The organism is Virgibacillus sp. LDC-1, assembly GCF_030137545.1.
Lineage (GTDB): Bacteria > Bacillota > Bacilli > Bacillales > Amphibacillaceae > LDC-1.
Genome location: NZ_JARUVL010000012.1, coordinates 1 through 26818 on the forward strand (window position 1 = coordinate 1; position 26818 = coordinate 26818).

The 26818-nt window shown below is 37.6% G+C and carries 20 protein-coding genes and 1 pseudogene; all 21 read left to right on the plus strand.

Going from position 1 to position 26818, the window contains the following annotated elements; genetic code table 11:
- Positions 1–768 precede the first annotated feature (768 nt).
- Positions 769–3288: a preprotein translocase subunit SecA gene (gene secA, locus QBK89_RS10900; RefSeq protein ID WP_284141084.1), complete on the plus strand. Its 2520-nt coding sequence runs from the start codon at positions 769–771 to the stop codon at positions 3286–3288.
- Positions 3289–3368: 80 nt separating this feature from the next.
- Positions 3369–4470, plus strand: a protein-coding gene (gene prfB, locus QBK89_RS10905; protein ID WP_284141085.1) for a peptide chain release factor 2 whose coding sequence is annotated in 2 segments (ribosomal slippage) — positions 3369–3440 and positions 3442–4470 — 1101 coding nt in all. Because the reading frame shifts where the segments join, the coding sequence is not laid out codon by codon here.
- A gap of 247 nt (positions 4471–4717) precedes the next feature.
- The gene (gene cccB, locus QBK89_RS10910) at positions 4718–5059 is read left to right on the plus strand and encodes a cytochrome c551 (RefSeq protein ID WP_284141086.1); all 342 of its coding nucleotides are present in this window, start codon (positions 4718–4720) and stop codon (positions 5057–5059) included.
- Positions 5060–5398: 339 nt separating this feature from the next.
- A complete protein-coding gene (gene ftsE, locus QBK89_RS10915; RefSeq protein ID WP_284141087.1) occupies positions 5399–6085 on the plus strand; it encodes a cell division ATP-binding protein FtsE in 687 nt (228 codons plus the stop codon).
- On the plus strand, positions 6075–6968 hold the full coding sequence (gene ftsX / locus QBK89_RS10920; RefSeq protein WP_284141088.1) for a permease-like cell division protein FtsX: 894 nt from the start codon (positions 6075–6077) through the stop codon (positions 6966–6968). Before ftsE ends, ftsX begins: the two co-directional genes overlap by 11 nt.
- A 118-nt stretch (positions 6969–7086) precedes the next feature.
- Positions 7087–8543, plus strand: a pseudogene (locus QBK89_RS15120) (M23 family metallopeptidase); the annotation flags it as partial.
- A gap of 181 nt (positions 8544–8724) precedes the next feature.
- On the plus strand, positions 8725–10173 hold the full coding sequence (locus QBK89_RS10935) for a S41 family peptidase (RefSeq protein ID WP_284141090.1): 1449 nt from the start codon (positions 8725–8727) through the stop codon (positions 10171–10173).
- Positions 10174–10370: 197 nt separating this feature from the next.
- Positions 10371–11573: a PDZ domain-containing protein gene (locus QBK89_RS10940; protein WP_284141091.1), complete on the plus strand. Its 1203-nt coding sequence runs from the start codon at positions 10371–10373 to the stop codon at positions 11571–11573.
- A gap of 267 nt (positions 11574–11840) precedes the next feature.
- Positions 11841–13823: an excinuclease ABC subunit UvrB gene (gene uvrB / locus QBK89_RS10945; protein WP_284141092.1), complete on the plus strand. Its 1983-nt coding sequence runs from the start codon at positions 11841–11843 to the stop codon at positions 13821–13823.
- A 7-nt stretch (positions 13824–13830) separates the two neighbouring features.
- Positions 13831–16707, plus strand: a complete 2877-nt coding sequence (gene uvrA / locus QBK89_RS10950; RefSeq protein WP_284141093.1) for an excinuclease ABC subunit UvrA — start codon at positions 13831–13833, stop codon at positions 16705–16707.
- A gap of 360 nt (positions 16708–17067) precedes the next feature.
- Positions 17068–18555 (plus strand): APC family permease, encoded by a 1488-nt coding sequence (locus QBK89_RS10955; RefSeq protein ID WP_284141094.1) that lies wholly within the window; start codon positions 17068–17070, stop codon positions 18553–18555.
- Between the two features lie 137 nt (positions 18556–18692).
- A complete protein-coding gene (locus QBK89_RS10960) occupies positions 18693–19046 on the plus strand; it encodes a YojF family protein (RefSeq protein WP_284141095.1) in 354 nt (117 codons plus the stop codon).
- A gap of 131 nt (positions 19047–19177) precedes the next feature.
- On the plus strand, positions 19178–19843 hold the full coding sequence (gene bshB2, locus QBK89_RS10965) for a bacillithiol biosynthesis deacetylase BshB2 (RefSeq protein ID WP_284141096.1): 666 nt from the start codon (positions 19178–19180) through the stop codon (positions 19841–19843).
- Positions 19844–19955: 112 nt separating this feature from the next.
- The gene (locus QBK89_RS10970; protein WP_284141097.1) at positions 19956–20150 is read left to right on the plus strand and encodes a PspC domain-containing protein; all 195 of its coding nucleotides are present in this window, start codon (positions 19956–19958) and stop codon (positions 20148–20150) included.
- The gene (locus QBK89_RS10975) at positions 20150–20509 is read left to right on the plus strand and encodes a phage holin family protein (protein ID WP_284141098.1); all 360 of its coding nucleotides are present in this window, start codon (positions 20150–20152) and stop codon (positions 20507–20509) included. Before QBK89_RS10970 ends, QBK89_RS10975 begins: the two co-directional genes overlap by 1 nt.
- Positions 20510–20673: 164 nt before the next feature.
- Entirely contained in the window at positions 20674–21609 is a 936-nt protein-coding gene (gene hprK, locus QBK89_RS10980) for an HPr(Ser) kinase/phosphatase (protein ID WP_284141099.1), read from the plus strand.
- 10 nt (positions 21610–21619) lie between these two features.
- Positions 21620–22453, plus strand: a complete 834-nt coding sequence (lgt, locus tag QBK89_RS10985; protein ID WP_284141100.1) for a prolipoprotein diacylglyceryl transferase — start codon at positions 21620–21622, stop codon at positions 22451–22453.
- 36 nt (positions 22454–22489) lie between these two features.
- Positions 22490–23449: a nucleoside recognition domain-containing protein gene (locus QBK89_RS10990; protein ID WP_284141101.1), complete on the plus strand. Its 960-nt coding sequence runs from the start codon at positions 22490–22492 to the stop codon at positions 23447–23449.
- Positions 23424–24062 carry a pyrophosphatase PpaX gene (gene ppaX, locus QBK89_RS10995; RefSeq protein WP_284141102.1) on the plus strand — a complete coding sequence of 213 codons (639 nt, stop codon included), beginning with the start codon at positions 23424–23426 and terminating at the stop codon, positions 24060–24062. The genes QBK89_RS10990 and ppaX overlap by 26 nt, the downstream gene beginning before the upstream one ends.
- Positions 24063–24575 carry an acyltransferase gene (locus QBK89_RS11000; protein ID WP_284141103.1) on the plus strand — a complete coding sequence of 171 codons (513 nt, stop codon included), beginning with the start codon at positions 24063–24065 and terminating at the stop codon, positions 24573–24575.
- 256 nt (positions 24576–24831) lie between these two features.
- The gene (locus tag QBK89_RS11005) at positions 24832–26505 is read left to right on the plus strand and encodes a glycerol-3-phosphate dehydrogenase/oxidase (RefSeq protein ID WP_284141104.1); all 1674 of its coding nucleotides are present in this window, start codon (positions 24832–24834) and stop codon (positions 26503–26505) included.
- The last annotated feature ends 313 nt before the right edge of the window (positions 26506–26818 follow it).

A 26818-nucleotide genomic window follows, 5' to 3' on the forward strand; every position in this document is an offset into this window, starting at 1 on the left:
TAAAAAATAGATAGGAATATAAACGGTTGACGGTCAATTTCGAAGCCCCTTTAGGGGCCTCGTTGGTAAAGTGCCCTTATAGGGCGAAACTAAAACCGCCCGTTTTACGGGCGGATAGTTACTTTACGTAATTACATCTATACATATGTTGTGCTCTAATTTTTTGTATATCTGAATCCGGTAATGTCGAATGTTGTCTAACGATTGTTTTTATATTAAAATGCATAAAAAAAAGATTGAAAACAATAAAATTATTGCCAATAGATGTCGAAAAGATTGATTTTCGCTAAATAATCCTGTCGAAATACCGTTGATAATAAGAAAATAGCCATTAGGAAATTAGAACCACTTTATGCTATAACTAGTATGGAGAAGATCGTAACGGAAATAGGGGGAACACATTGCTCTTGATTTAGAGAAAAATTCAAAAATGGAACACAATTTTACCCGAATAAACAATACGCACAATACGTGTGATCCCCTTCTACTACCATCCCTAGAATAACGATTTGACTCCGTTGGTCGATTTCCTCGAAATGTCCCCGCTATATCCTCACCGAAAGGAGTAGTTTATCCCCGAACTACTCTTTTCACTTTTCAGGTCGAGCTTGTTGAAACCGACTCTACCCGTTACTGGTTGTCATAATAGAAGTAGAAGTGTTATTATTAATGGTGGATTCATTTCAATTTTTTCAATGTGATTTAACATATATTGCTAATATTACACTTAAGTATGTCATTTTTTTATAGATAGAGGAGCGTTTATTCATGGCTGGAATATTAAAGAAGATTTTTGGTGATGGAAATCAGAAGCAACTAAATCGAATGCAAAAGATTGTTGATCAAATTGAAGCATTAGAGCCTGAAATGGAAAAACTAACAGACCAACAACTAACCGAAAAAACAGCGGTGTTTAAGCAACGTTATTCAGATGGTGAAACATTAGACGATCTTTTAGTAGAAGCATATGCTGTTGTTCGCGAGGCATCAAAACGTGTGTTGCAAATGCGTCCGTTTCCAGTACAGCTTACTGGAGCAATCGCACTTCATGAAGGAAATATTGCAGAAATGAAAACAGGGGAAGGTAAAACACTTGCTTCCACTATGCCTGCTTATTTAAATGCTATTTCTGGTAAAGGAGTGCATATTATTACGGTAAATGATTACTTAGCTGACCGTGATGCAAATGAAATGGGTCAGTTATTTAATTTCTTAGGCTTGTCGGTAGGACTAAATTCAAATGGATTATCTAAGGAAGAAAAGAAAGAAGCTTATCTAGCAGATATTACTTATGGTACAAACAATGAGTTCGGCTTCGACTATTTGCGTGACAATATGGTTCTTTATAAAGAGCAAATGGTACAGCGTCCGTTGAACTTTGCAATCATTGATGAGGTTGACTCTATTTTAATTGATGAAGCACGTACGCCATTAATTATTTCCGGATCGGCGCAAAAATCAGCTTCAGCTTATTTACAGGCAAATTCTTTTGTAAGCACCTTAAAACGCGAGGAAGATTACACATATGATGAAAAAACAAAAGGGGTTCAGCTTACAGAGGAAGGAATAAACAAAGCTGAACGCTTTTTCGCCATAGATAATTTATTTGATCTAGCGAACGTATCATTGACACACCATATTAATCAAGCTTTAAAAGCGCATGCTTCCATGCACCGAGATGATGATTATGTTGTCGATGATGGAGAGGTTGTCATTGTTGACCAATTTACCGGAAGATTGATGAAAGGACGTCGTTATAGTGACGGGCTTCATCAAGCAATTGAAGCAAAAGAAGGGTTAAACATTCAAAATGAAAGCATGACATTAGCTTCCATTACGTTTCAAAATTACTTCCGGATGTATAATAAGCTTGCAGGTATGACTGGAACAGCGAAAACAGAGGCAGAGGAATTTCGTAACATTTATAACATGGATGTTATTGCGATCCCTACGAACCGTCCGATTGTCCGAGATGATAGAGCAGATATGATTTACAAATCAATGGAAGGAAAATTTCAGGCCGTTGTAAGTGATATTAAGGAACGTTATTCAGCTGGGCAACCTGTTCTAGTAGGTACAGTTGCAGTAGAAACATCAGAGCTTATTTCTAAGTTGCTTAAAAAAGCAGGCGTTAAGCATAACGTGTTAAACGCAAAAAACCATTTCCGTGAAGCCGAGATCATTGAACAGGCAGGGCAAAAGGGTGCAGTAACAATCGCTACGAATATGGCTGGGCGTGGTACAGATATAAAACTTGGTGAAGGTGTAAAAGAACTCGGAGGACTTGCAGTTATTGGTACAGAGAGACACGAATCACGGCGTATTGATAATCAGCTTCGTGGACGTTCAGGTCGTCAAGGTGATCCAGGATTATCGCAGTTCTATCTTTCTATGGAAGATGAATTGATGCGTCGTTTCGGCTCGGATAATTTGAAGTCGATGATGGAACGATTAGGAATGGATGACAACCAACCGATTGAAAGTAAAATGGTTTCTAGAGCTGTAGAGTCGGCGCAAAAACGAGTGGAAGGAAATAACTTTGATGCACGTAAAACGCTGCTTTCGTATGATGATGTATTACGTGAACAACGTGAAATTATTTATAAACAACGATTTGAAGTAATTGATTCTGATGGCGAAGAGTTGCGAGAGATTATAGAAAACATGATCAAATCCTCGATTGAGCGTGTTGTTCATACGCATACTCAGGACGATGACGAAGATAACTGGGATTATAAATCAATCGTAGAATTTGCTCAAGGGAATCTGCTAACTACAGAAGAAATTACCGAAGAAGAATTAAAAGAAAAAGAACCAGAAGAAATAACCGATTTAATAATGCAAAAAGTAAAGAGTCAATATGATCAAAAAGAAGAAGAGCTCTCTCCAGAGCAGATGCGTGAATTTGAAAAAGTCATTTTATTACGCACTGTCGATACAAAATGGATGGATCACATTGATCAAATGGAACAGCTACGACAAGGTATCCACTTACGAGCATATGGTCAAAATGATCCACTTCGAGAATATCAATTTGAAGGATTTGCAATGTTTGAAGCGATGATCGCAAGTATAGAAGACGAAGTTGCTAAATATATTATGAAAGCACAAATTAAAGATAACTTGCAGCGACAAGAGGTCGCGAAAAATACGCAAGCTGTTTCCGGTGGACAGGATGAGAAACAAAAAAAGCGACAGCCGTATATTAAAAAAGAAGATGTTGGAAGAAATGACCCTTGTCCGTGCGGTAGCGGAAAGAAATATAAAAACTGTCATGGAAGATCATAGCAATAAAAACTGAAATCGGCTGTATGGCCGATTTCTTTATCAAAAATAGGCATGGAATGAAATGTGTAGAGGTGAAGAGAATGGAATTAGCAGAAATAAGAAATGAATTAGAACAAATGAAAGTAAGAATTACACAATTTAGGGGGTCTCTTTGACTTAGATCAAAAGAAAGAACGAATCAATGAGCTAGAGCTCTTAATGACGGAGCCAGGTTTTTGGGATAATCAAGACGAAGCACAGACAGTAATTCAGGAGGTAAACGGTTTAAAGCAGTATGTGAATAGTTTTGAAGCGATTGCGGCTAAGTTCGATGATTTAGAGGTTTCTTATGAGCTAGTAAAAGAAGAAAATGATGATGACTTGTTTGCAGAGCTAAATCAAGAAATCATTGCACTACAGGAATCGATTAATAATTTTGAGTTGGAAATGTTGTTAAATGAGCCATACGATGCAAATAATGCCATACTTGAGCTGCATCCAGGAGCAGGTGGAACAGAATCTCAGGATTGGGCAAGTATGCTTTTACGCATGTATCAACGCTGGGGAGAAGCAAAGAATTTCTCAGTAGAAACACTTGATTACTTACCAGGAGATGAAGCTGGTGTAAAAAGTGTTACATTGTTAATTAAAGGCCATAACGCGTATGGATATTTAAAAGCTGAAAAAGGAGTTCATCGACTTGTACGCATTTCTCCATTTGATTCCTCTGGTCGTAGACATACTTCTTTTGTATCCTGTGATGTAACACCAGAGATGTCAGATGATGTTGATATTGAAATTAGAACAGAGGATATTAAAGTTGATACGTACCGAGCAAGTGGGGCTGGAGGACAGCATGTAAATACAACTGATTCGGCGGTTCGGATTACGCATATTCCAACGAATACGATTGTCACCTGTCAAAACGAACGCTCGCAAATTAAAAACCGTGAAGCTGCTATGAAAATGTTGAAATCAAAGCTCTATCAAGCAGAAATCGAAAGACAGCAAGCTGAATTAGCTTCGATTCGCGGTGAGCAAAAAGAAATTGGTTGGGGAAGTCAAATTCGCTCATATGTTTTCCACCCTTATTCTATGGTGAAGGATCATCGAACCAATATTGAAATTGGAAATACGCAAAGTGTAATGGATGGAGAGATTGATCCATTTATTGATGCCTATTTACGAGCAACTATGAGCTAAAGATGCAGAGCTAAAACTGTAGCATGTTCTCAAACAAAAGATCGCAGGTAGAATAAGCGATCTCCTATTTCAAGAACACATCGTAGCGGCGTTTTCATCAAATTGCCACAATTTGCTAAAACCCTTACGATACCAGCATTTTCCTATGATTTACACTATTTTAATAGTAGAAAGTAAGGTTTTAAAAATCTGGAAATAGGTTATAATTATGTAGAGAATTATAATATTTTGTTAGGGGGATTTTAGCATGAAAAAGTCGTTATTAGCAGTGCTTTTTGGAGCAGTACTTGTGCTTGGTGCATGCGGTGGTGGGGATGATAACGCCGATGATAATGCGAAGGAAAATGAAAATGGTGGAACAGTTGATACTGCAGCAGCAGAAGAGATTTATCAAAGTAATTGTTCCGCGTGTCACGGTTCTGATCTTTCAGGAGGTGCTGGTCCAGAGCTAGCAAATATCGGATCTAAGTATAGTGCTGAAGAAATTACCGATATTATCCATAACGGAATCGGCAGCATGCCTGCAGTAAAGGGTGTTTCTGATCAGGATGCAACAACCCTTGCTAACTGGCTCGCTGAAAAGAAGTAACAGGTAAAAGTGTTAAAACGTTTATCCAATCTAATTGGATAAACGTTTTTTTTGTGCAAATTAACAGGGACTTTATGCCTATCAAACCTCTTTGTTGATAGAAAATATTACACGAATTTCCAGTCAATTTCAAAAAAATAACAGAAAATTGTTGGTTTGAAATACAAATGTAATAATTTTATGTCTAAAAAACATGGCGAAAGATGTTATAATATAGTGGAAATGTTATCATTAAAGTAAGAAATTGTATAAAAGAATAACTTATACATAAAAATAGGGACTTTATGATTAGTTTCGACATTCTTTTGTCCTAATTAAATGAAGTAAAGGTGAGAATGAATGATATTAATGAATGATGTTTATAAAACATATGCCAATGGAGTAACTGCACTAAATGGAATTTCTATTAATATAGACCAAGGCGAATTTGCGTACATAGTTGGACCAAGTGGGGCCGGTAAGTCAACATTTATCAAGCTTATGTATCGTGAAGTAAAGCCGACTAGTGGTTCTATTATTATTAATGATACAGATATGAGTGATTTAAGTGAGCGAAAGGTACCGCAACTACGCCGAAATATCGGTGTCGTGTTTCAGGATTTTAAACTGCTTCCAAAGCTATCAGTCTATGAAAATATTGCATTTGCTTTAGAAGTAATTGAGGAAACACCTCGAAATATTCGCAAGCGTGTCATGGAAGTACTAGATCTAGTAGGATTGAAAAATAAGGCACGCTTTCTCCCAGATGAGCTTTCTGGTGGAGAACAACAGCGCGTGTCTATTGCCCGTGCTATTGTTAATCATCCTAAAATTGTGATCGCGGATGAACCTACCGGGAACTTAGATCCAGAAACCTCTAGAGAAATAATGCGTGTTTTTGATGAAATCAACTCTCGTGGCACAACAATTATCATGGCAACCCATAGTAAAGAAATTGTAAATACGATTAAAAAACGTGTTATTGCTATTGAAAATGGCTTAATAGTAAGAGATGAAGACCGAGGTGAATACGGCTATGAAAGTTAGAACAATGAAACGTCATTTGCGTGAAGGAGTAAAAAACATCTTTAGAAATGGTTGGATGACGATAGCCTCGGTTGGGGCAGTGACCGTTACACTAATCTTAGTTGCTGCGTTTCTAGCTCTGATGCTTAACTTAAACCACATGGCTGATAAAGTAGAAGAAGATGTAGTGATAAAGGTATTTATTGATGTAACAGCTGATGATGCGCAAATTAAAACTCTCGGCGATCAAATTGACGAAATAGATCAAGTCGATGCTGTTTCTTTCTCCTCAAAGGATGATGAATTAAAAGCGCTAATTGACAGTATGGGTGAAGAAGGAAAAACATGGAAAATGTTCCAGCAGGATAATCCATTAAATCATGCATACATCGTAAAAGCCAAAAATCCAACTGATACAAAGCTTATTGCAGAACAAATTCAACAAATGAAAAGCGTAGAAAACATTACCTACGGCGAGGATGTTGTACAACGCTTATTTGAATTTAATAACTATGCTAGATTAATTGGATTAGCATTAATTGTTGGTTTAGTGTTTACAGCTATCTTTCTCATTTCCAATACGATTAAGCTTACCATCATGGCACGAAGCAAAGAAATTGGAATTATGAAGCTAGTTGGAGCAACAAATGGTTTTATTAGATGGCCATTCTTTATTGAAGGGATGCTTTTAGGTGTACTAGGATCCGTTATCCCTATTACAGCTTTATTAACAGGATACCATTATATTTTATCAAATCTCGCTAGTAAGATAACGATTCGATTTGTAGAGTTGCTACCATTTAATCCGTTTGCATGGCAGCTATCCTTACTAATTTTACTTATCGGAGCATTAATCGGAATTTGGGGAAGCGTTATGAGTGTTCGGAAATTCCTCAAAGTATAATCTTTTAATCTAGTAAGTCTCTCATCGGGAATGCTTCATTCTCGATGAGAGTCACTAATAAAATAGATGCTTGATCCTTGTACGAACATACATAGATTTCGAGAAAGGAGTAATTAAATTGAAAAAAACGATTACATATGTTGCAGTAGCCGCGCTTCTCATCAGCTCAGGTGGTATTGGAGTACATACTGTACAAGCAGAATCAATAAGTGATATTCAAAACAAGCTTAGCGATCTTGAAAAAAAACAACAAGAGCTAGATAAAAAAGACGGTGCACTAAATAGTGATAAGTCTAAAACACAGAAAAAAATAGATGAGAATCTAGATAAGCAGGATTCTGTGAAAAACGAAATGGCATCCATTGACGAAAAGCTAGCTAATACAAAGTCTAAAATTAGTACAAAGGAAAATGAAATTAATGAAACAAACGAGGAAATTAATCGCCTTGAGCAACAAATTAAAGATTTAGAGAAGCAAATAAAAAAATTAAAAGAAGAAATTAAAGAACTTCAGGAGAGCATAAAAAAACGAGAAGCAATTTTAAAGGATCGGTTGCGTGCCATTCAAAAGAACGGTGGACAGATGAAGTATATGGAAGTAATTCTCGGGTCAAGAAGTTTTAGTGATTTTATTAGTCGTTCCTCTGCAGTAAATACGATTATGGATCAGGATAGATCGATAATGGATCAGCTTGCAGCGGATAAAAAAGCGATGGAACAGATGAAAAAAGATGTGGAAAAAAAGAAAACAAAGATAGAAGATAATAAGCAGGAAGTGGAAGCAAAGAAAGCTTCATTGGAAGGCCAAAAGAAAGAACTCTTATCCTTAAAAGGTGAACTAGATAGCCAGATGGCAGAAAAGGAAAAATTACAACAAAAGCTAGAAAAAGAGCATGCCATTTTGGAGAATCATAAAATGAGTATTGCTGAGGAACAAGAAATAATACGTTCCCAAGAAGCTGCCGTTAAGAAAGCCTTAGAATTAGCGAAAAAAGAAAAAGAAGAATTAGAACAGCTTTCTGATAATAAGAATAACAACTCAGGTGGGGGCACTGTAACAAAGCCTTCTGGCAATGGAGCATTTACATGGCCAGTATCAGGATACATTACCGATCACTTTGGAACGCGTGGTGGGACTCATAAAGGACTGGATATAGGGAATGCAACTGCAAAAGCTGGCGGAAATGTTCCAATTTTTTCAGTTGCATCAGGTGTTGTTACAAAAGCATATTATTCTCAATCCTATGGTAATGTCGTTTTTATTACACATATTGTAAATGGTGTGCAATATGAGAGCGTTTATGCTCACATGAAATATACACCAATGGTTCGGACGCTACAAACGGTTTCAAAAGGACAGCAAATTGGCATCATGGGTAACACTGGTGATTCATTTGGTACACATCTTCATTTTGAGCTGCATAATCCGAGTTGGAATATGAGTAAATCAAATGCCNAAAAGGACAGCAAATTGGCATCATGGGTAACACTGGTGATTCATTTGGTACACATCTTCATTTTGAGCTGCATAATCCGAGTTGGAATATGAGTAAATCAAATGCCGTTAACCCATTATCTTACTTAAATTAAGCACTGGAATGACATGACGTTTGATTGAAAAAGACATCACATAAAATTTTTGTGATGTCTTTTTGTATTAGAATATACATAATAATAGTGGTAAAATGAATTTTAGTATCGATGCAAACCAAATTATTAAGCGGTTTCCATTAACTTTACATATAGAGGTGAGATAATGAACTTTAAAAAGAGCCATGTTGTCCTAATATTGGTTGCAGCACTTTTCTTAGGGTTTGTCGGCGCATACTTTGGCGTTTCATATGCACAAAAGGAAAGTGAAGAAGCACATAATGACCCTTCGGCAAGTATTTCGGGAGAATCGTCTAAGCCAGCTACTGATATAGATAAAGTAGGGCAGGCCTATGATTTAATTAAAAAGAATTATGTACAGGACGTAGATGAGAAGCAATTAATCGAAGGAGCTATACAGGGAATGCTTGCTTCATTAGAAGATCCTTATAGCGCTTATATGGATGTTGAAATGATGGAGCAGTTCAATGAGCAAATTGAATCTTCCTTTGAAGGTATCGGTGCAGAAGTAAGTATGGTGAATGGAAAAGTAACGATTGTTGCTCCGATTAAAGATTCACCAGCAGAAAAAGCTGGATTAAGACCAAATGACCAAGTATTAAGTGTAGATGGTGAAAGCCTAGAAGGGCTTGACTTAAATGAAGCTGTATCCAAGATACGTGGTGAAAAAGGATCTGAAGTGGTGTTACAGGTTCAACGGACTGGAGCTTCCAAACCATTTGACGTGCCAATTGTACGGGATACTATTCCTTTAGAAACAATCTACGCGGACATGAAAACAATCGATAATAAAAAAACAGGAATTATTGAAATCACTAATTTTTCCGAACGAACTGCAGATGAATTTCGCACTGCATTAGAAAAGCTAGAAAAAGATGGTATGGAAGGATTAATTTTAGATGTTCGAGGAAATCCAGGTGGTTTATTAAATTCCGTTGAAGATATTTTACGAAATTTTATACCAAAGGACACGCCTTACGTGCAAATCGAAGATAAAAACGGAAAAAAGGAAAAATATTATACTGAATTAAATCAGAAGAAAGATTACCCAATTCGAGTGATGATCAATGAAGGAAGTGCATCAGCTTCAGAAATATTAGCAGTTGCGATGAAAGAGATTGGCTATGACGTTGTTGGAGCGACGAGTTTTGGGAAAGGAACAGTTCAGCAAGCAGTTCCACTTGGAGATGGCAGTACAATAAAACTAACGTTTTATAAATGGCTTTCACCAAAAGGAAATTGGATTCATGAAAAAGGCGTAGAGCCTACAATTGAAGTAAAACAGCCAGATTATTATTATGCAAATCCAGTGCAGCTAGAGAAAACGTTAACTTATAACCATACTGGAGAAGCCATTGAAAACATTCAAAGAATGCTAACGGGTTTAGGCTATGACACAGCACGTACAGATGGTTATTTTAGCCAAAAGACAGTAGAAGCAGTGAAAGCCTTTCAAAAAGACAACGATTTAAAAGTGACAGGCGATGTTGATTCAAAGACAGCTGGAATGGTCGAGGCAAAAGTAGTTGAAAGCATTCGTAACGGAGAGAATGATATGCAATTGGAGAAGGCTTTAGATTCTTTATATAAATAATTAATATAGCTGTTCCAAGGTGAAGGCTTTCCTTGAAAGAAAGATGGTTTCTCATTTAACTTTTAAGGATAATCACTTTGGGACAGCTATTTTTTCCCAGTACTATGATATAATAAAGGTTACAATTAAGTAGGAAATATTCGTTTGACTAGCGAATAAACGATGTTTTCCATTGCTACTTCACGGAAGGTGATCATATGTTTGAAACAGGATTAATTGAAGCTGGGAAAACAATTGGAAGCCTATTTTTAAACCCTCTGTCTTATTGGCTTCTATTGTTAGGGATGATATTAGGATTCAAACGAGTAAAAAAAGAGCGGAACCATTTTGGCACAAAAGTATTCGATGTTTTTTCAGAGTTTAAGAATACATGGATACTTTCTGTTTGCTTTGGATTGATTCTATCCATAGTGATGGTTGGGATTGGAGTCGTATTTTCATATGAAACTGTGCTTGTACTAAGTGGAATTATTATTTTATTTTCATTAATTGCTGGCTTAACGCTGCTTTCTCCTGCTTATACAATTGGTGTGCTTTTTTTCATTCTATGGCTGGCGCCATTTATTATGGAGTACCAAACCTTTTTTACAGCTGATTTATTTTCCGAGGTTAACTTTACAGGCATTGTTATTTTACTTGGTCTCCTTCTTTTTATAGAAGGCTTCTTATACTTTCGTGTTCGTAGAAATGAAACCTTTCCAGAGCTCTCTTTGAGCAGTAGAGGAGGGTGGATTGGACAGCTTCGAATGAAGAAAATCCTGTTTCTTCCTTTTTTGCTTGTTGTACCAACAGGAATGATCACACCATTCGCTTCCTTCTGGCCTTATTTTTCAGTAGGAGATGAACAGACATTTAGCATTATTATTCTCCCATTTGTCTTAGGAATCGAACAAGTTGTAAGAGGAACACTCCCGGAATTAGCAGCAAAAAGGATGGCTAAGCCTCTCTTTTTACTTGCGTCTATCGTTCTTGTGCTAGGATTTTTAAGTATGTATGTGACGTGGCTAACACTTCTTGCAATTGTCTTTGCTGTTGCAGGTAGAGAGTTTATCAATTTTCGATATCGTTCGGATGAGCAAAATAAAAAGCCGTATTTTTGTCAAACTGAAAAAGGAATAACGGTTTTGAGTGTTATTCCAGGTACTCCTGCTTCACGTCTTGATATTCAAGTAGGTGAAATAATTTCGAAAGTGAATGGAATTAAAATAAATTCAGCAGATCAATTCTATGAAGCGCTTCAGGAAAGCAGGGCTTCCTTTAAATTAGATGTGCTTGATGAAAATGGCGAATTACGTTTTGTGCAAAGCGTGTTGTATGAAGGGGAGCATCATGAGCTTGGTTTACTTTTTGTAACAGCCCCACATCATCAGAAAAGCATTCAACAGGTTGTCGGACAATAATGAATTAATAAGCAAGATTTTCATCTTGTTGCTTGTTTATCGAACAGAATCAGACTAGATTCACCCAATAAAATGAGAATTATACTAGCGTTAGCCTAATATAGGCTAATGCTTTTTAGTTGAAATGGACAAAATAAGATTTTATGCTCATGGATACAAATAAAATTAAAATTAACATAAAAAACGAATATTTGTTCGTCTTTTATGTTAAAATAGAAATGCATCTATGATAAGCTGATATTATTCAGGTGATCGGAGGGACGATTTTTGGAAAATACATTTGAACTCGTATCTGCATATAAACCACAAGGAGATCAACCAAAAGCAATCAAGGAGCTTGTGGATAAAATTTTAGCAGGACAACGACATCAAACCTTACTTGGAGCAACAGGTACAGGAAAAACATTTACTGTATCAAATGTAGTGAAAGAAATTAATCGACCAACATTAGTAATCGCACATAATAAAACGTTGGCAGGCCAATTATATAGTGAGTTCAAGGAATTTTTCCCGAATAATGCGGTGGAATATTTTGTGAGCTATTATGATTATTACCAGCCAGAGGCATACGTTCCTTCTACAGATACGTTTATTGAAAAGGATGCGAGCATCAATGATGAAATTGATAAACTAAGACACTCGGCAACATCGTCATTATTTGAACGAAGTGATGTATTGATTGTTGCCAGCGTCTCTTGTATATATGGTTTAGGGTCTCCAGAAGAATATGGAAGTCAAGTGCTTTCATTACGAATGGGTATGGAAAAAGATCGTGATCAACTCCTACGAGACCTAGTTGATATTCAATATGCTAGAAATGATATTGACTTTCAACGTGGAACGTTTCGCGTCCGTGGTGATTCTGTTGAAGTTATTCCAGCTTCACGTGAGGAGCATTGTATTCGAATTGAGTTTTTTGGCGATGAAATTGATCGAATTCGTGAGGTAGATGCTTTAACAGGGGAAATTATTGGTGATCGGGAGCACGTAGCTATTTTTCCAGCTTCCCACTTTGTTACGCGTGAGGAAAAGCTGAAAAAAGCGATTACTAATATTGAGAAGGAATTAGAAGATAGACTAAAAGAGCTGCGCGAACAAAATAAGCTTTTAGAGGCACAGCGACTTGAACAGCGAACAAATTACGATATTGAAATGATGAATGAAATGGGCTTTTGTTCGGGTATAGAGAATTATTCTAGGCATCTTGCTTTTCGCGAACAAGGTTCTACACCATATACACTGTTAGACTATTTTCCGGATGATTTTCTAGTTGTTGTAGATGAATCTCATGTTACTCTGCCGCAGATTAGAGGAATGTATAATGGTGACCAAGCTAGAAAACAAGTATTAGTTGATCATGGCTTCCGCTTACCTTCTGCTCTGGATAATCGCCCATTGACATTTGCGGAGTTTGAAAAAGCAACTAATCAACTCATCTATGTATCGGCAACACCTGGTCCATATGAGCTAGAGCATTGTCCAGTAATGACCGAGCAAATCATTCGTCCAACTGGTCTATTGGATCCGCAAGTAGAAGTTCGTCCAATTGAAGGACAGATTGATAATTTAATCGGTGAAATTAACAAACGATCCAAAAAGAATGAGCGTGTACTTGTCACGACGTTAACGAAAAAAATGGCGGAAGACTTGACTGATTATCTAAAGGAAATTGGTATTAAAGTTGCCTATCTCCATTCTGAAATCAAAACGTTAGAACGAATTGAAATTATTCGGGAGCTTCGGGTCGGAAAATATGATGTGCTTATCGGTATTAATTTACTTCGAGAAGGCTTAGACATTCCCGAAGTATCTTTAGTAGCAATTTTAGACGCTGATAAAGAAGGCTTTTTGCGCTCAGATCGTTCCCTAATTCAAACAATGGGACGTGCTGCCCGTAATGAAAATGGGCGCGTAATTATGTATGCAGATAAGATTACGAAATCCATGCAATATGCAATTGATGAGACAAATCGCCGGAGAGAAAAACAAATTGCTTATAACGAAGCACATGGCATCACACCACAAACTATTAAAAAAGAAGTGCGGGATGTTATTCGTGCTACCGTTGCTGCAGAGGATACTATCCAGTATGAATCTAAAGCAAAAGAGCTAACGAAGCTGACGAAGAAAGAACGTCAAAAAGTGATTCAAAACATGGAAAAAGAAATGCGAGCAGCTGCAAAGGCATTAGATTTTGAAAAAGCAGCAGAGCTTCGTGATATCATATTGGAACTAAAAGCGGAAGGATGACGGTTGCATGCCAAGTAAATCAATAAAAATTCAAGGCGCTAGGGCTCATAACTTAAAGAACATTGATATTACCATTCCCAAAAATAAATTGGTCGTATTAACCGGACTATCAGGGTCAGGAAAATCCTCCTTAGCTTTTGATACAATTTATGCTGAAGGACAACGTAGATATGTAGAATCACTTTCTGCTTATGCGCGCCAATTTTTAGGGCAAATGGATAAGCCGGATGTTGATACAATTGAAGGACTATCCCCAGCGATTTCAATAGATCAAAAAACTACGAGTCGTAATCCACGCTCTACGGTAGGAACAGTAACCGAAATATACGACTACTTACGTTTGCTTTATGCTCGTGTTGGTCGACCGACATGTCCAAAGCATGGAATTGAAATAAGCTCACAAACGGTGCAGCAAATGGTGGATCGAATTATGGATTATCCAGAGCGTACACGGATCCAAATTCTTGCCCCAGTCGTTTCTGGCCGAAAAGGTGAGCATATTAAAACGATTGAAAAGCTAAAGCAGGAGGGTTATGTTCGCATCCGTGTAGACAAGGAAATGCGTGAGGTCACAGAGGAGATTAACCTCGAAAAAAATAAAAAGCATTCGATTGAAGTTGTTGTGGACCGCATTGTCGTGAAGGAAGGCGTAACTGGACGGCTAAGTGACTCATTGGAAACAGCGCTTGAGCTAGGAGAAGGTAAAGTAATCGTCGACATTATTGGAGAAGAAGAGCTTACATTTAGTGAAAACCACGCTTGTCCCATTTGTGGGTTTTCAATTGGGGAACTAGAGCCTCGTCTCTTTTCTTTTAATAGTCCGTACGGGGCATGTCCAACCTGTGATGGACTTGGTACAAAGCTGGAAGTTGATTTGGATTTAGTGATACCAGATTGGGATAAAACCTTAAATGAGCACGCCATTGCCGCGTGGGAACCAATTAGTTCAAAATATTATCCACAGCTATTAAAAAGTGTTTGTGAGCATTACGGGATTGACATGAATATTCCGGTAAAGGATATTCCTAAAACACAAATGGATAAAATTTTGCATGGAAGTGGTAAAGACAAAATCCGGTTCTATTATGTGAATGATTTTGGTAATGTGCGAGACAACACAATTGAATTCGAAGGTGTGCTAAAAAATATCGCGAGACGGTATCGAGAGACTTCTTCTGACTACATTCGTGAAACATTAGAAAAATATATGGCACAGAAAAATTGTCCATCATGTAAAGGATATCGATTAAAAGAAGAAGCATTAGCGGTACGCATTGATGGAAAGCATATTAGTAAAATTACGGATTTATCTATAACAGAAGCGAAGTCCTTTTTTCAACAATTGGAGCTTACTGAAAAGGAAACGCAAATTGCACGATTAATCCTAAAAGAAATTAGTAATCGGTTGGACTTTTTAAATAATGTCGGATTAGACTATTTAACGTTATCTCGTGCAGCTGGAACACTTTCAGGTGGTGAGGCACAGCGAATTAGACTTGCTACACAAATCGGTTCAGCACTAACCGGTGTTTTATATGTATTAGATGAACCGTCAATTGGACTTCACCAGCGTGACAATGATCGATTAATCGGAACATTACAAAGTATGCGTGATCTGGACAATACACTAATTGTAGTAGAGCATGATGAAGATACGATGCTTGCAGCCGATTGGCTTATTGATATTGGTCCAGGAGCTGGAGAGCATGGTGGAGAAATTGTTGCAAGTGGTACGCCTGCAAAAGTAATGAAAACGAAGAAATCACTAACCGGTCAATATTTATCTGGACAGAAATATATTCCATTACCAGCAAAGCGAAGAAAAGCAGATGATCGTCATATTGAGGTTGTTGGAGCATCAGAGAATAACTTAAAGAATGTATCCGTTCAATTCCCAATAGGATTGATGACGGTTGTAACAGGGGTTTCCGGGTCAGGTAAAAGTACGCTCGTGAATGAGATATTATATAAATCATTAGCAAAACATCTTTATCGTGGAAAGCAAAAGCCTGGAAAGCATGAAACAATAAACGGTTTAGAGCATATTGAAAAAGTAATTGATATAGATCAATCGCCAATTGGGAGAACGCCGCGTTCTAATCCAGCTACCTATACAGGCGTGTTTGATGATGTTCGTGACGTTTATGCGCAAACAAATGAAGCAAAGGTTCGCGGATATAAAAAAGGACGTTTTAGCTTTAATGTGAAGGGCGGTCGCTGTGAAGCGTGCCATGGTGATGGTATTATTAAAATTGAAATGCACTTTCTTCCAGATGTTTATGTACCTTGTGAGGTTTGTCATGGCAAACGCTATAACCGTGAAACGTTAGAAGTAAAATATAAAGGGAAGAACATTGCAGATGTGCTTGCCATGACGATTGAAGAAGCATTAGAGTTCTTCGCAAACATTCCAAAGATTAAACGAAAGCTCCAAACGATTTATGATGTAGGATTAGGGTATATCACGTTAGGACAGCCGGCAACGACATTATCTGGTGGAGAAGCACAACGCGTGAAGCTTGCTAGTGAATTGCATCGTCGCTCTAACGGAAAGTCATTTTATATTCTTGATGAGCCTACGACAGGCTTACATGTTGACGATATTAAACGTTTAATAGCTGTACTAGAACGCTTAGTAGATAATGGAGATACCGTATTAATCATTGAACATAATCTCGATGTAATAAAAATTGCTGATCATATTATTGATCTTGGTCCAGAAGGCGGGGATCGTGGAGGACAAATTATTGCAACAGGAACCCCAGAGCAGATTGCAAACGTAAAAAAATCACATACAGGACGTTATTTAAAGTCGGTTTTAGAACGTGATTTAAAACGTATGGAAGAAAGTCTTTCTGAAAAAGAAAAGCTCGTAAGTAAATAAACTGGTAGTCGTAACCACCAGAAATTTAATTAAACATAACAGAATGCAAATAAATAGGTCAGTTAGATCATCAATTATTCGATGAACTAACTGACTTTTTTTATTTACTAGATTTTTGTCAAGCCCTTCTTTGTTTGTTTTGAAAAGGAGAAGAAGGGGTAGATAAAACAAAATATGGTGTTAACATACGTAGTTCGCCATTTTAGAGCAAATAAACGCATATTTCTCTTTCTGCACGATATCAGTATCCTCATACGATTAATTAAGCAAAAATACGCCAATATCATTGTGGAAAGCTAAATTGTAAAGATATTCCTGTTTTGAAATAATAGAGTGTAGAGAAAGAAAAGGAGTCGAATTATGATTAATAAACGACAGACAAATTACCAGTATGAAGAACGAACGACGCTGAAAAAGTCGTTAAAAGCACACTGGGTATGGGCAATAGCTCTAGGCTCATCAATTGGTTGGGGAGCATTTGTACAGCCGACGAATTGGCTTGAAACTGCAGGGCCTATAGGTGTTATTCTCGGTTTTATCATTGGTGCTTTTCTTATGATGCTCATCGCTGTAAGCTATGGATTTCTCATTAAAAGCTTTCCAGTTTCAGGAGGAGAATTTGCTTATTCATTTATCAGTCTTGGACGAACGCATGCATTTATTTGTGGATGGTTTTTAACCCTCGGCTATATTTGTATCGTTGCTCTTAATGCCTCTGCTTTTGCTTTAATGTTCAAATTTATTTTTCCAAAAATAATTGAAAATCTTAAACTTTATCAAATTGCTGGTTGGGATATCTATGCGATGGAGATTGTTATATCTACATTCGTTTTAGCTATATTTGGTTATTTTAATGTCAAAGGGACAGGATTATCTGGACGTATGCAGTTTGTTTTTTGCAGTATTATGATTATAAGTGTGCTCGCGATCACGGCAATGGTTGGGTTCCATCCGAGTACAGAATTAAGTAATGTGCAGCCATTATTTTCAACAGATAAAACTGCATTCGCAGCAATTATTTCCATTGTTGCTATAGCTCCATGGGCATTTGTAGGCTTTGATAACGTTCCACAAGCTGCAGAAGAATTCCATTTTTCTTCAAAGAAGGCATTTCTGTTAATTATTCTAGCAATCTTCTTTGCAGCGATTTTATATAGCTTAATGATTATTTCTACAGCAATGATTCAGCCTTGGGAAACATTAGCTGGTGCAAGTCATGCTTGGGGAACAGCAGCTGCAATTAATGATTTACTAGGAACGATTGGCCTGCTTATTCTTGTTGTCGCTTTAACGATGGGAATATTCACCGGGCTAAATGGTTTTATTATTTCATCTAGCCGCTTATTGTTCGCCATGTCACGCGCGAAAATTATCCCAGAGTCGTTTTCAAAGCTCCATCCAACCTATAAGACACCTTACTTTGGCATCGCTTTTACAGTGATACTTGCTATGATTGCACCGTGGTTTGGTAGACAGGCATTACTATGGGTAGTCGATATGTCCTCAGTTGGAGTGACGATCGCTTACTTCTATACATGCTTCACCGCATTTTCTCTATTTAAATGGTCAAAGGATAAAGATTTTAATCCATCGAAGCATGTTGTATCACCACTTAAAAAATCAATTGCAGCAATCGGTATGATTGCTAGTCTAGTGTTTTTAGGATTATTATTAGTACCTGGATCGCCAGCTTTTCTAGGTATTGAATCGCGAATTGCACTCACAGTATGGATTATACTTGGTGTGATATTTTACTTAGCAAAGCGCACAGAACTTAAACAAATACCTACGAAAGAATTAAATTATTTAATCCTTGGAAATGAAGAAGTAATTGCGAAAAACAAATAAAATTTCGAATAAAAACTCATTCAATGTAGATTTCCAATACATTGAATGAGTTTTTTAGCTTGGATAGATTGTATGTTTTGACGACACCCGTCTATTTCGGTAATGTAAAAAGAGAAGATGTTGGGAGGAACAATGACATGAAACCAATAGATATAGAAAACGCGCAGCAAATGCTAGAAAGCTTTATTAACAAAGAAGTATATGTCCATGTTGAAACAACCAATGGAGCCTATGCAAGCCACTTTAATGAAAAGGCATATAATGTAGGTGTATTTGTAAGAAACGCTAAGGTTACTTTCTCGCAAGCAAAGATTGTAAGGGATGGCAATGTTTATCGCGCAGGTTTGAAAATGCCGATGGGCTGGATATATGCGGAAGGTCTAACTGATTGGGAAATTTACGAATATGATAAATTACTTTTAGCCGGCCATGACCGTGAAGGTCGCTTAATGGTCGCAATGCAAATTAGTGAAACACCTTTTGATTATTAATTCGATTTTTGTAGATTAAATTGAAAGTTGTGTTCAGCGATAAAATAATGCTTCAATTAGTGAAGGATTTGTCGTACAAAAATTACGTTATTGACTATTAGAATTTTGACTTTAAAGGAATGGTGAATAAAATGGAAAAACATGTGGTTGTTATTTATCCGCATCCAGATGATGAAGCGTTTGGTGCGGCTGGAACCATTGCTCAGTTTCGTGCAGAAGGTGTTCCTGTTACTTACCTATGTGGAACACTTGGTGAAATGGGGAGAAATATGGGAGCACCTCCATTCGCAAATAGAGAATCATTGCCTATGATTCGCAAGCAAGAATTACAAAATGCGTGTAACGTGTTAGATATCGATTTGAAAATGTTAGGTTATCGGGATAAAACGTTAGAATTTGAAGACAGGCAGGAAATTGCAAAACGTTTAAAGACAATGCTCGAAGAAATAAAACCAAGTTTGGTTATTACACATTATCCTGGACATGCAGTCCATCCGGATCATAATGCACTTGGTGCGGCCGCAGTAGAAGCAGTTGGATTAATGGATCCTTCGATTCGACCAACGGTTTGGGCACAAGCGATTACGAATTCCTTTATGGAGGATTTGGGAAAACCGGATATTATCAATGATATTTCCCCATACTTTGAGAAGAAGATGGATACAATTAAAGCACATAAATCTCAGGCAGATGGTATATTAGGCAATTTTAAAAAGGCGAATAAGCTAGCAAAAGATGTGCAAGACGCTGCAAAACAACGCCTCGGTATCGAAAGATTTTATATTTGGGAGTTTTGATTAAGCATGTAGCAACGTAAATTGTGGCTTTTAAGCAGTAGCAATACATTAAATTTGTACCAAAATGAAAGAAAACCATAAGCTAGAGTAAATAAAGATGGGAGGAATAAGGATGAAAAAGCTTTATCGTTCAACTCAAAACCGCATGCTAGCTGGTGTACTAGGCGGTCTAGGAGAATATACACGTATCGACCCTACTATTTTACGCTTATTGTTCATCATTGCATTGTTTTTCAGTGCGTTTACTTTGGCGATTATTTATGTAATTGCTATATTTATCATCCCAGATGGAGGAGTGGATTACTAATGCTATTACGGGGTTTTTTATCTATTTTTTTAAATGCTGTAGCGTTAATAGCGGTAGCAGAGTTATTTGATTCCTTTTATTTGGACGGGTTTGGAACAGCGTTACTTGCGAGTGTTATCCTTGCGATATTAAATATAATCGTAAAGCCTATTTTAATTATTCTCACCTTGCCGATTACGATTGTTTCACTTGGGTTCTTTTTATTTGTCATCAATGCAATTACATTGATGCTAACACAAGGACTGATGGGGGATTCCTTTGAAATTTCAGGATTTGGTACAGCAATTATTGCAGCTATTATCATTTCCATCATCAATCTCGTTTTAAATCGACTTGTGAAGGATACGCTTCGAGCGTAGACGATATGTCTGCGCTATTTTTTATAGAGAAAGACGCCGTTATGAAGTTTCTATGATGATAGAAACGAACAGATTACCTTTACGTACTCTGCTTTCTTAATCATTCCTACGACATGTTAAAATGTGCTACAATAAAGAGCAGTTAGATCTGGAGGAGATACGTCATGACAGTTGTGCGAACAAAGGATTTACTTGAAAATTTTAATTTAACCTTAGTAGCCGGAGAAGAAGGCATACATAGGGAAATCACGACAAGTGATATTTATCGACCTGGAATTGAAATGGCAGGTTTTTTTACATATTATCCAAGTGAAAGGCTACAACTTATCGGTAAAACAGAAATGGCTTATTTTCTAGACCTTTCTGACGAAGAAAAAAAAGATCGATGTGAACGATTATGCACGGATATCACCCCAGGCATTGTTGTTTCTCGAGGTATGGAGATTCCGCAAATTTTAATAGAGGCAGCGAATAATGCAGGGGTTCCTATTCTACACTCTCCGCGAAAAACAACACGGGTCATTAGTAGACTAACGAATTTCCTTGAAGTTAAATTTGCACCATTTACCGCCATTCATGGTGTGCTAGTTGATGTTTACGGTGTTGGTGTACTAATAACGGGTGAAAGTGGCGTTGGTAAAAGTGAAACAGCATTAGAACTCGTAAAAAGAGGGCATCGTCTAGTTGCCGATGATAGTGTGGAAATACGGCAAGAAGACTATGATACATTAATTGGTAATTCTCCACCCCTGATTGAACATTTATTAGAAATACGTGGGTTAGGAATTATTAATGTAATGACATTATTTGGAGCAGGTGCCGTTCGCAATTATAAAAAAATCTCTTTTATTATAAATTTAGAGCTATGGGATCAGCAAAAGCAGTATGATCGTTTAGGATTAGATGAAGAAACGATGAAAATTATGGATGTAAACCTTCCAAAAGCAACAATTCCTGTTCGCCCAGGACGGAACTTAGCAGTTATTATTGAAGTTGCTGCAATGAATTTCCGTTTAAAACGAATGGGTGTTAATGCAGCAGAAGAATTCTCAGAACGATTAACGAAAATGATTGAGCATGAAAAGGATGTTATGGAATAGGAGTGATGTTATGACTTGTAATGCACCTGCGTTGGATCGCGTATTTTTTGAAGTTGGCCCGTTCACCATCTATTGGTATGGCGTTATTATTGCAACCGGCGCTTTTTTAGGATTATATTTAGCGACGAAGGAATCAGATCGACTTGGATTAAAAAAAGACTTGATGGTCGATCTTGTCGTTTTTGCTATTCCAATCGCCATTATTTCTGCGCGTATATACTATGTAATGTTTGAATGGGAAAACTATGTAGGACAGCCATGGTGGAAGATTTTTGCAGTATGGGAAGGCGGAATAGCTATTCATGGTGCGTTAATTGGTTCGGTGTTAACAGCCATCATTTATGCACGAGTTAAAAAAGTATCCTTTTGGCAGCTAGCAGACATAGCTGCTCCAAGCTTAATACTTGGGCAAGCAATTGGTCGCTGGGGTAACTTTATGAATCAAGAGGCCCATGGTGGTCCAATATCTGAGTCTGCTTATCAAAGCTTTCATCAATATTTACCTGATTTTATTATGAATCAAATGTGTATTGACGGTGTGATGTACCATCCAACATTCTTATATGAATCCGTGTGGAATATACTCGTACTTATCTTGCTACTTGTTTTGCGACGGAAGAATCCATTACGAGGAAATGTGTTCCTTACGTATATTATTGCTTATTCTGTTGGACGCTTCTTTATAGAGGGTATGCGGACGGATAGTCTGTACGGAGGCGGCCTACGTGCTGCACAAGTGATGTCAATTATTCTGATTATAGGCTCTATAGGGTTGATGATCTATCGCCGAAAATCTGGAATAGCAGATAAACATTATGATGGAAAAAAGGTAAATAGAAAATAAACATGTTTATTGGATAGAAAGAAGAGGGATGGGAGATTGGCGGGAATAATTTTTAGAGGCTTACGCCAAGGATTAGACACAACCTGGACGTTAGGAAAGGTAATCTTTCCAATTACACTTATTGTTACAATTTTGCAGCACACACCTATTTTGCCATGGTTAATTGATAAAATTAGTCCAATTATGGGGCTGTTCGGTTTATCAGGAGAAGCAGCTGTACCACTAGTATTAGGGAATGCACTAAATTTATATGCTGGGATTGCAGCTATTATTTCTTTTGACTTTACCGTGAAAGAAGTATTTATTATGGCAATGATGCTATCGTTCTCCCATAATTTATTTATTGAGTCCTCGGTAGCAGCAAAAGTTGGGGTAAGCTGGTGGCTTATTTCTGGAATTCGAATAGGACTTGCGTTGCTAGCTGGTTCGCTCATTCATCTGATTTGGAATGGCGGCCAGGAGCTTGCACAATACGGTTTTATTTCCACAGAGCAGGCAGTGCTTTCGGGGTGGCAAGAAATTGGGTTTCAAGCAGTACAAACTGCCTTCATGGCGATTGTACAGCTTGCTTTAATTGTTATCCCGTTAATGATAGTAATGCAGTTTTTGCGTGAAAAAGGATGGCTAACGAAATTTTCCAATATGTTTGCGCCTGTTACACAGCTTCTAGGAATGAAGCGCAATACTTCCATGACCTTAGTTGCCGGACTTACCATTGGTCTTGCTTATGGTGCTGGTGTAATGATACAGGCTGTAAAGGAAGATGGCGTATCAAGAAAAGATATGATGCTTGCACTTATTTTTCTTGTATCCTGTCACGCTGTAGTTGAAGATACGTTAATTTTTATTCCGCTTGGCATACCTGTATGGCCGTTACTTGTTATTCGTCTCATTACAGCGATTATACTGACAATGCTCGTTGCGCATATATGGAAACGGTTGGATGAACGAAAAGGAAAGGAAATGAAAGATGAGCATTCGTACAATACTCTTTGATTTAGATGGAACACTAATTGATACCAATGAATTAATAATAGCATCGTTTATTCATACCTTTAAGCAGTATGGAAGAGAATATACACGGGCAGAGCTAAAGGAATTTAATGGTCCACCATTAAAGGACACATTCGCTTCTATTGATCCAAATAAAGTAGAGGAGATGGTGGAAACATATCGTGCCCATAATTTTTTACATCATGATGCTTATGTAAAGCCGTTTCCACATGTTATTGAGACACTTATTGAACTAAAAAATAAGCAGATTCAAATTGGGATTGTTTCTACGAAGATGCAGAAAGGCGTTCTAAAGGGACTTCAGGTTTGTGGGCTCGAAAAGATGTTTGATGCAATTGTCACATTAGATGACGTGACCAATGCTAAGCCGAATCCAGAGCCTGTGTTAAAAGGAATGGAACTTCTAGCTGGACAGCCAGAATCGACATTAATGGTAGGGGATAATTACCATGATATTGAGGCAGGACATCGAGCAGGCGTTCAAACCGCTGGCGTTTCATGGTCACATAAAGGGAAGGAATTTCTACAATCCTATCACCCAACCTATATGCTTGAAGATATGCGTGATTTATTGCGAATAATTGAGGTGCGATAAATGAGGAAAACGGAACGATATCAGGTCAAAAATGCGAATTCACTGTGGCAAATATATCAAACGGTTTCTTTTTGGAAGGTTGTAAAAAATTTTATTATTATTCAAATTGCCCGTTATACGCCTTTTTTACGTATGAAAAACTGGTTGTATCGTGTATGTTTGCGAATGAAAGTCGGAGATAAAACAGCCTTTGCGCTTATGGTAATGCCTGATATTATGTTTCCGGAAAAAATATCTGTTGGTACAAACAGTATTATTGGGTATAATACAACCATTCTTGCCCACGAATATTTATTAAAGGAATATCGCATAGGGGAAGTCAAGATAGGAAATGAAGTAATGGTCGGAGCAAACTCAACGATATTGCCCGGAGTTACGATTGGGGACCATGCAATTGTTTCTGCTGGTACGCTTGTGCATAAAGATGTTCCAGCAGGTGCTTTTGTAGGGGGAAACCCGATGCAGCTAATTTATTCGAAGGAAGAAATGGAGCAAAGACAACAGAAAGAATAAACTATATATTGTCTTTGTACCATTGCTATGATAAGATTAATTTTGAAAAGTGAATAAATGGACGGAGATATGGAGAAACCGCAAACTTCTAATACAATTATTTTTGTGTTGGGATGTTTTTGTGGTTTTTTTCTTTTTTTAGGACTAGTCTCTATGTTTCGCCATAAGTATGAATTAGAACCTATTGTATGACATGAACCTATCGTGTTTCGGGTATGGATAGGTAGAGGGAAAATAATAAGTGGGAGTGAATTGTATGACGACATTTTCTAGTAGACAGCGTAAGGATATATGGAGTAGTTTAACAAAGGAAAAACTTGATCTATTAGTTATTGGAGGTGGAATAACAGGAGCAGGAATTGCATTAGATGCCGCTACGAGAGGCTTGAATACAGGTGTTGTTGAAATGCAGGACTTTGCTGCTGGGACTTCATCACGGTCGACAAAGCTAGTGCATGGGGGTTTACGTTATTTAAAGCAATTTGAAGTAAAACTCGTTGCAGAAGTAGGAAAAGAACGAGAAATTGTTTATGAAAATGGACCACATGTCACAACACCAGAATGGATGATGCTTCCCTTTCATAAAGGAGGTACATTTGGACCGTTCTCAACGAACATCGGACTTCGTGTCTACGATTTTTTGGCCGTTGTTAAAAAATCAGAACGACGGAAAATGTTAAATGTAGAAGAAGCATTAACAAAAGAGCCACTCATAAAAAAAGAGAATTTAAAAGGAGCTGGCTATTATGTTGAATATAAAACAGATGATGCACGGCTAACGATAGAAGTAATGAAAAAAGCAGTGCAAAAAGGTGCGCATGCAATAAACTATGCAAAGGTAATTGACTTTATTTATTCAGATCAAGGGCAGCTAGCTGGTGTGGTTGTGGAGGATCAACTAACAAATGAAACGAAGCAAATCTATGCAAAAAAAATTGTAAATGCTGGTGGACCATGGGTAGATAAGCTTCGTGAAATAGATGGATCAAAACAAGGGAAGCATTTGCACCTATCGAAAGGTATTCACCTCGTCTTTTCGAAGAAGGATTTTCCGCTTCAGCAGGCGGTTTATTTTGATGTGCCAGATGGACGCATGATTTTTGCTATACCGCGTGAGAATAAAACATATGTAGGAACAACGGATACATTTTACGACGGAGCTATCGAACACCCGACCGTAACAGAGGCAGATCGTGATTATATTATTAACGCGGTGAATGACATGTTCCCTTCATTGCAAATTAATGCAGAACATGTTGAGTCAAGCTGGGCAGGAATTCGCCCATTAATCGCAGAGGAAGGAAAAAAGCCTGGAGAAATTTCGCGAAAGGACGAGATTTTTATCTCTAATTCTGGACTTATCTCAATGGCAGGAGGAAAATTGACGGGGTATCGTAAAATGGCAGAGCAAGCAGTTGATAAGGTTGTTGCTATGCTTAAGCAAGAGGAAGGTATCCTTTATTCCGAATCAACCACAAAGCACCTGCCAATAGCAGGAGGAGAAGTTGGTGGGTCAAAAGGCTTTTCAACCTATGTAAGGAAAAAGTCAAAAGAAGGGATCGCATTAGGATTAGATGAAAGAACAACGCTTCGGTTAATCGAGCGATATGGGGCAAATGTTGAGCGTGTATTCCAGTTATATCAAGATTTACAAGAAGAAGCTAAAAAGGAACAAATGGATACAGTTGTACTTGCTGAGCTTGAATATGGATTACAATATGAGCTTGTCTATAAACCAGTAGACTTCTTCATCCGAAGAACTGGCGCCTTATTTTTTGAAATAAACTGGGTAAAGGAACATCAAGAAGCGGTAATGAATTATATGAAAAAAGCACTAAATTGGGAAGAGGAAGAAGCGGCATCTTATCAATCTGAATTGGATAGGGAGATTTATGAAGCAACACGTCCAACTGAAACTGTTTATGAATAAGAAAATGGAAGAGGGCGGCCGAAAGAAAAGATTCGATTGAAATAGTTAAGACCGTTTCTTGGGCAAAGAAGACTCTGCTAAAGTTATTTTGAGCAGATGTTGCACTTGTTCCTATGGTGAAAGCGAACCCATTTTCAAACTGCGGTGAGATACTTCTCTTTTGTCCCACCGCTTTTTTTACATAAATTTGTCTTCCATAAATCCCATAACATGATTGGGTGTATGCAACTGATGTTGGCAACTATTATTTCCATAGTAGATATGGTATACTTTGTTCTGGTGAAACGTAGCTTATGCGACGTTTTCGAATAAA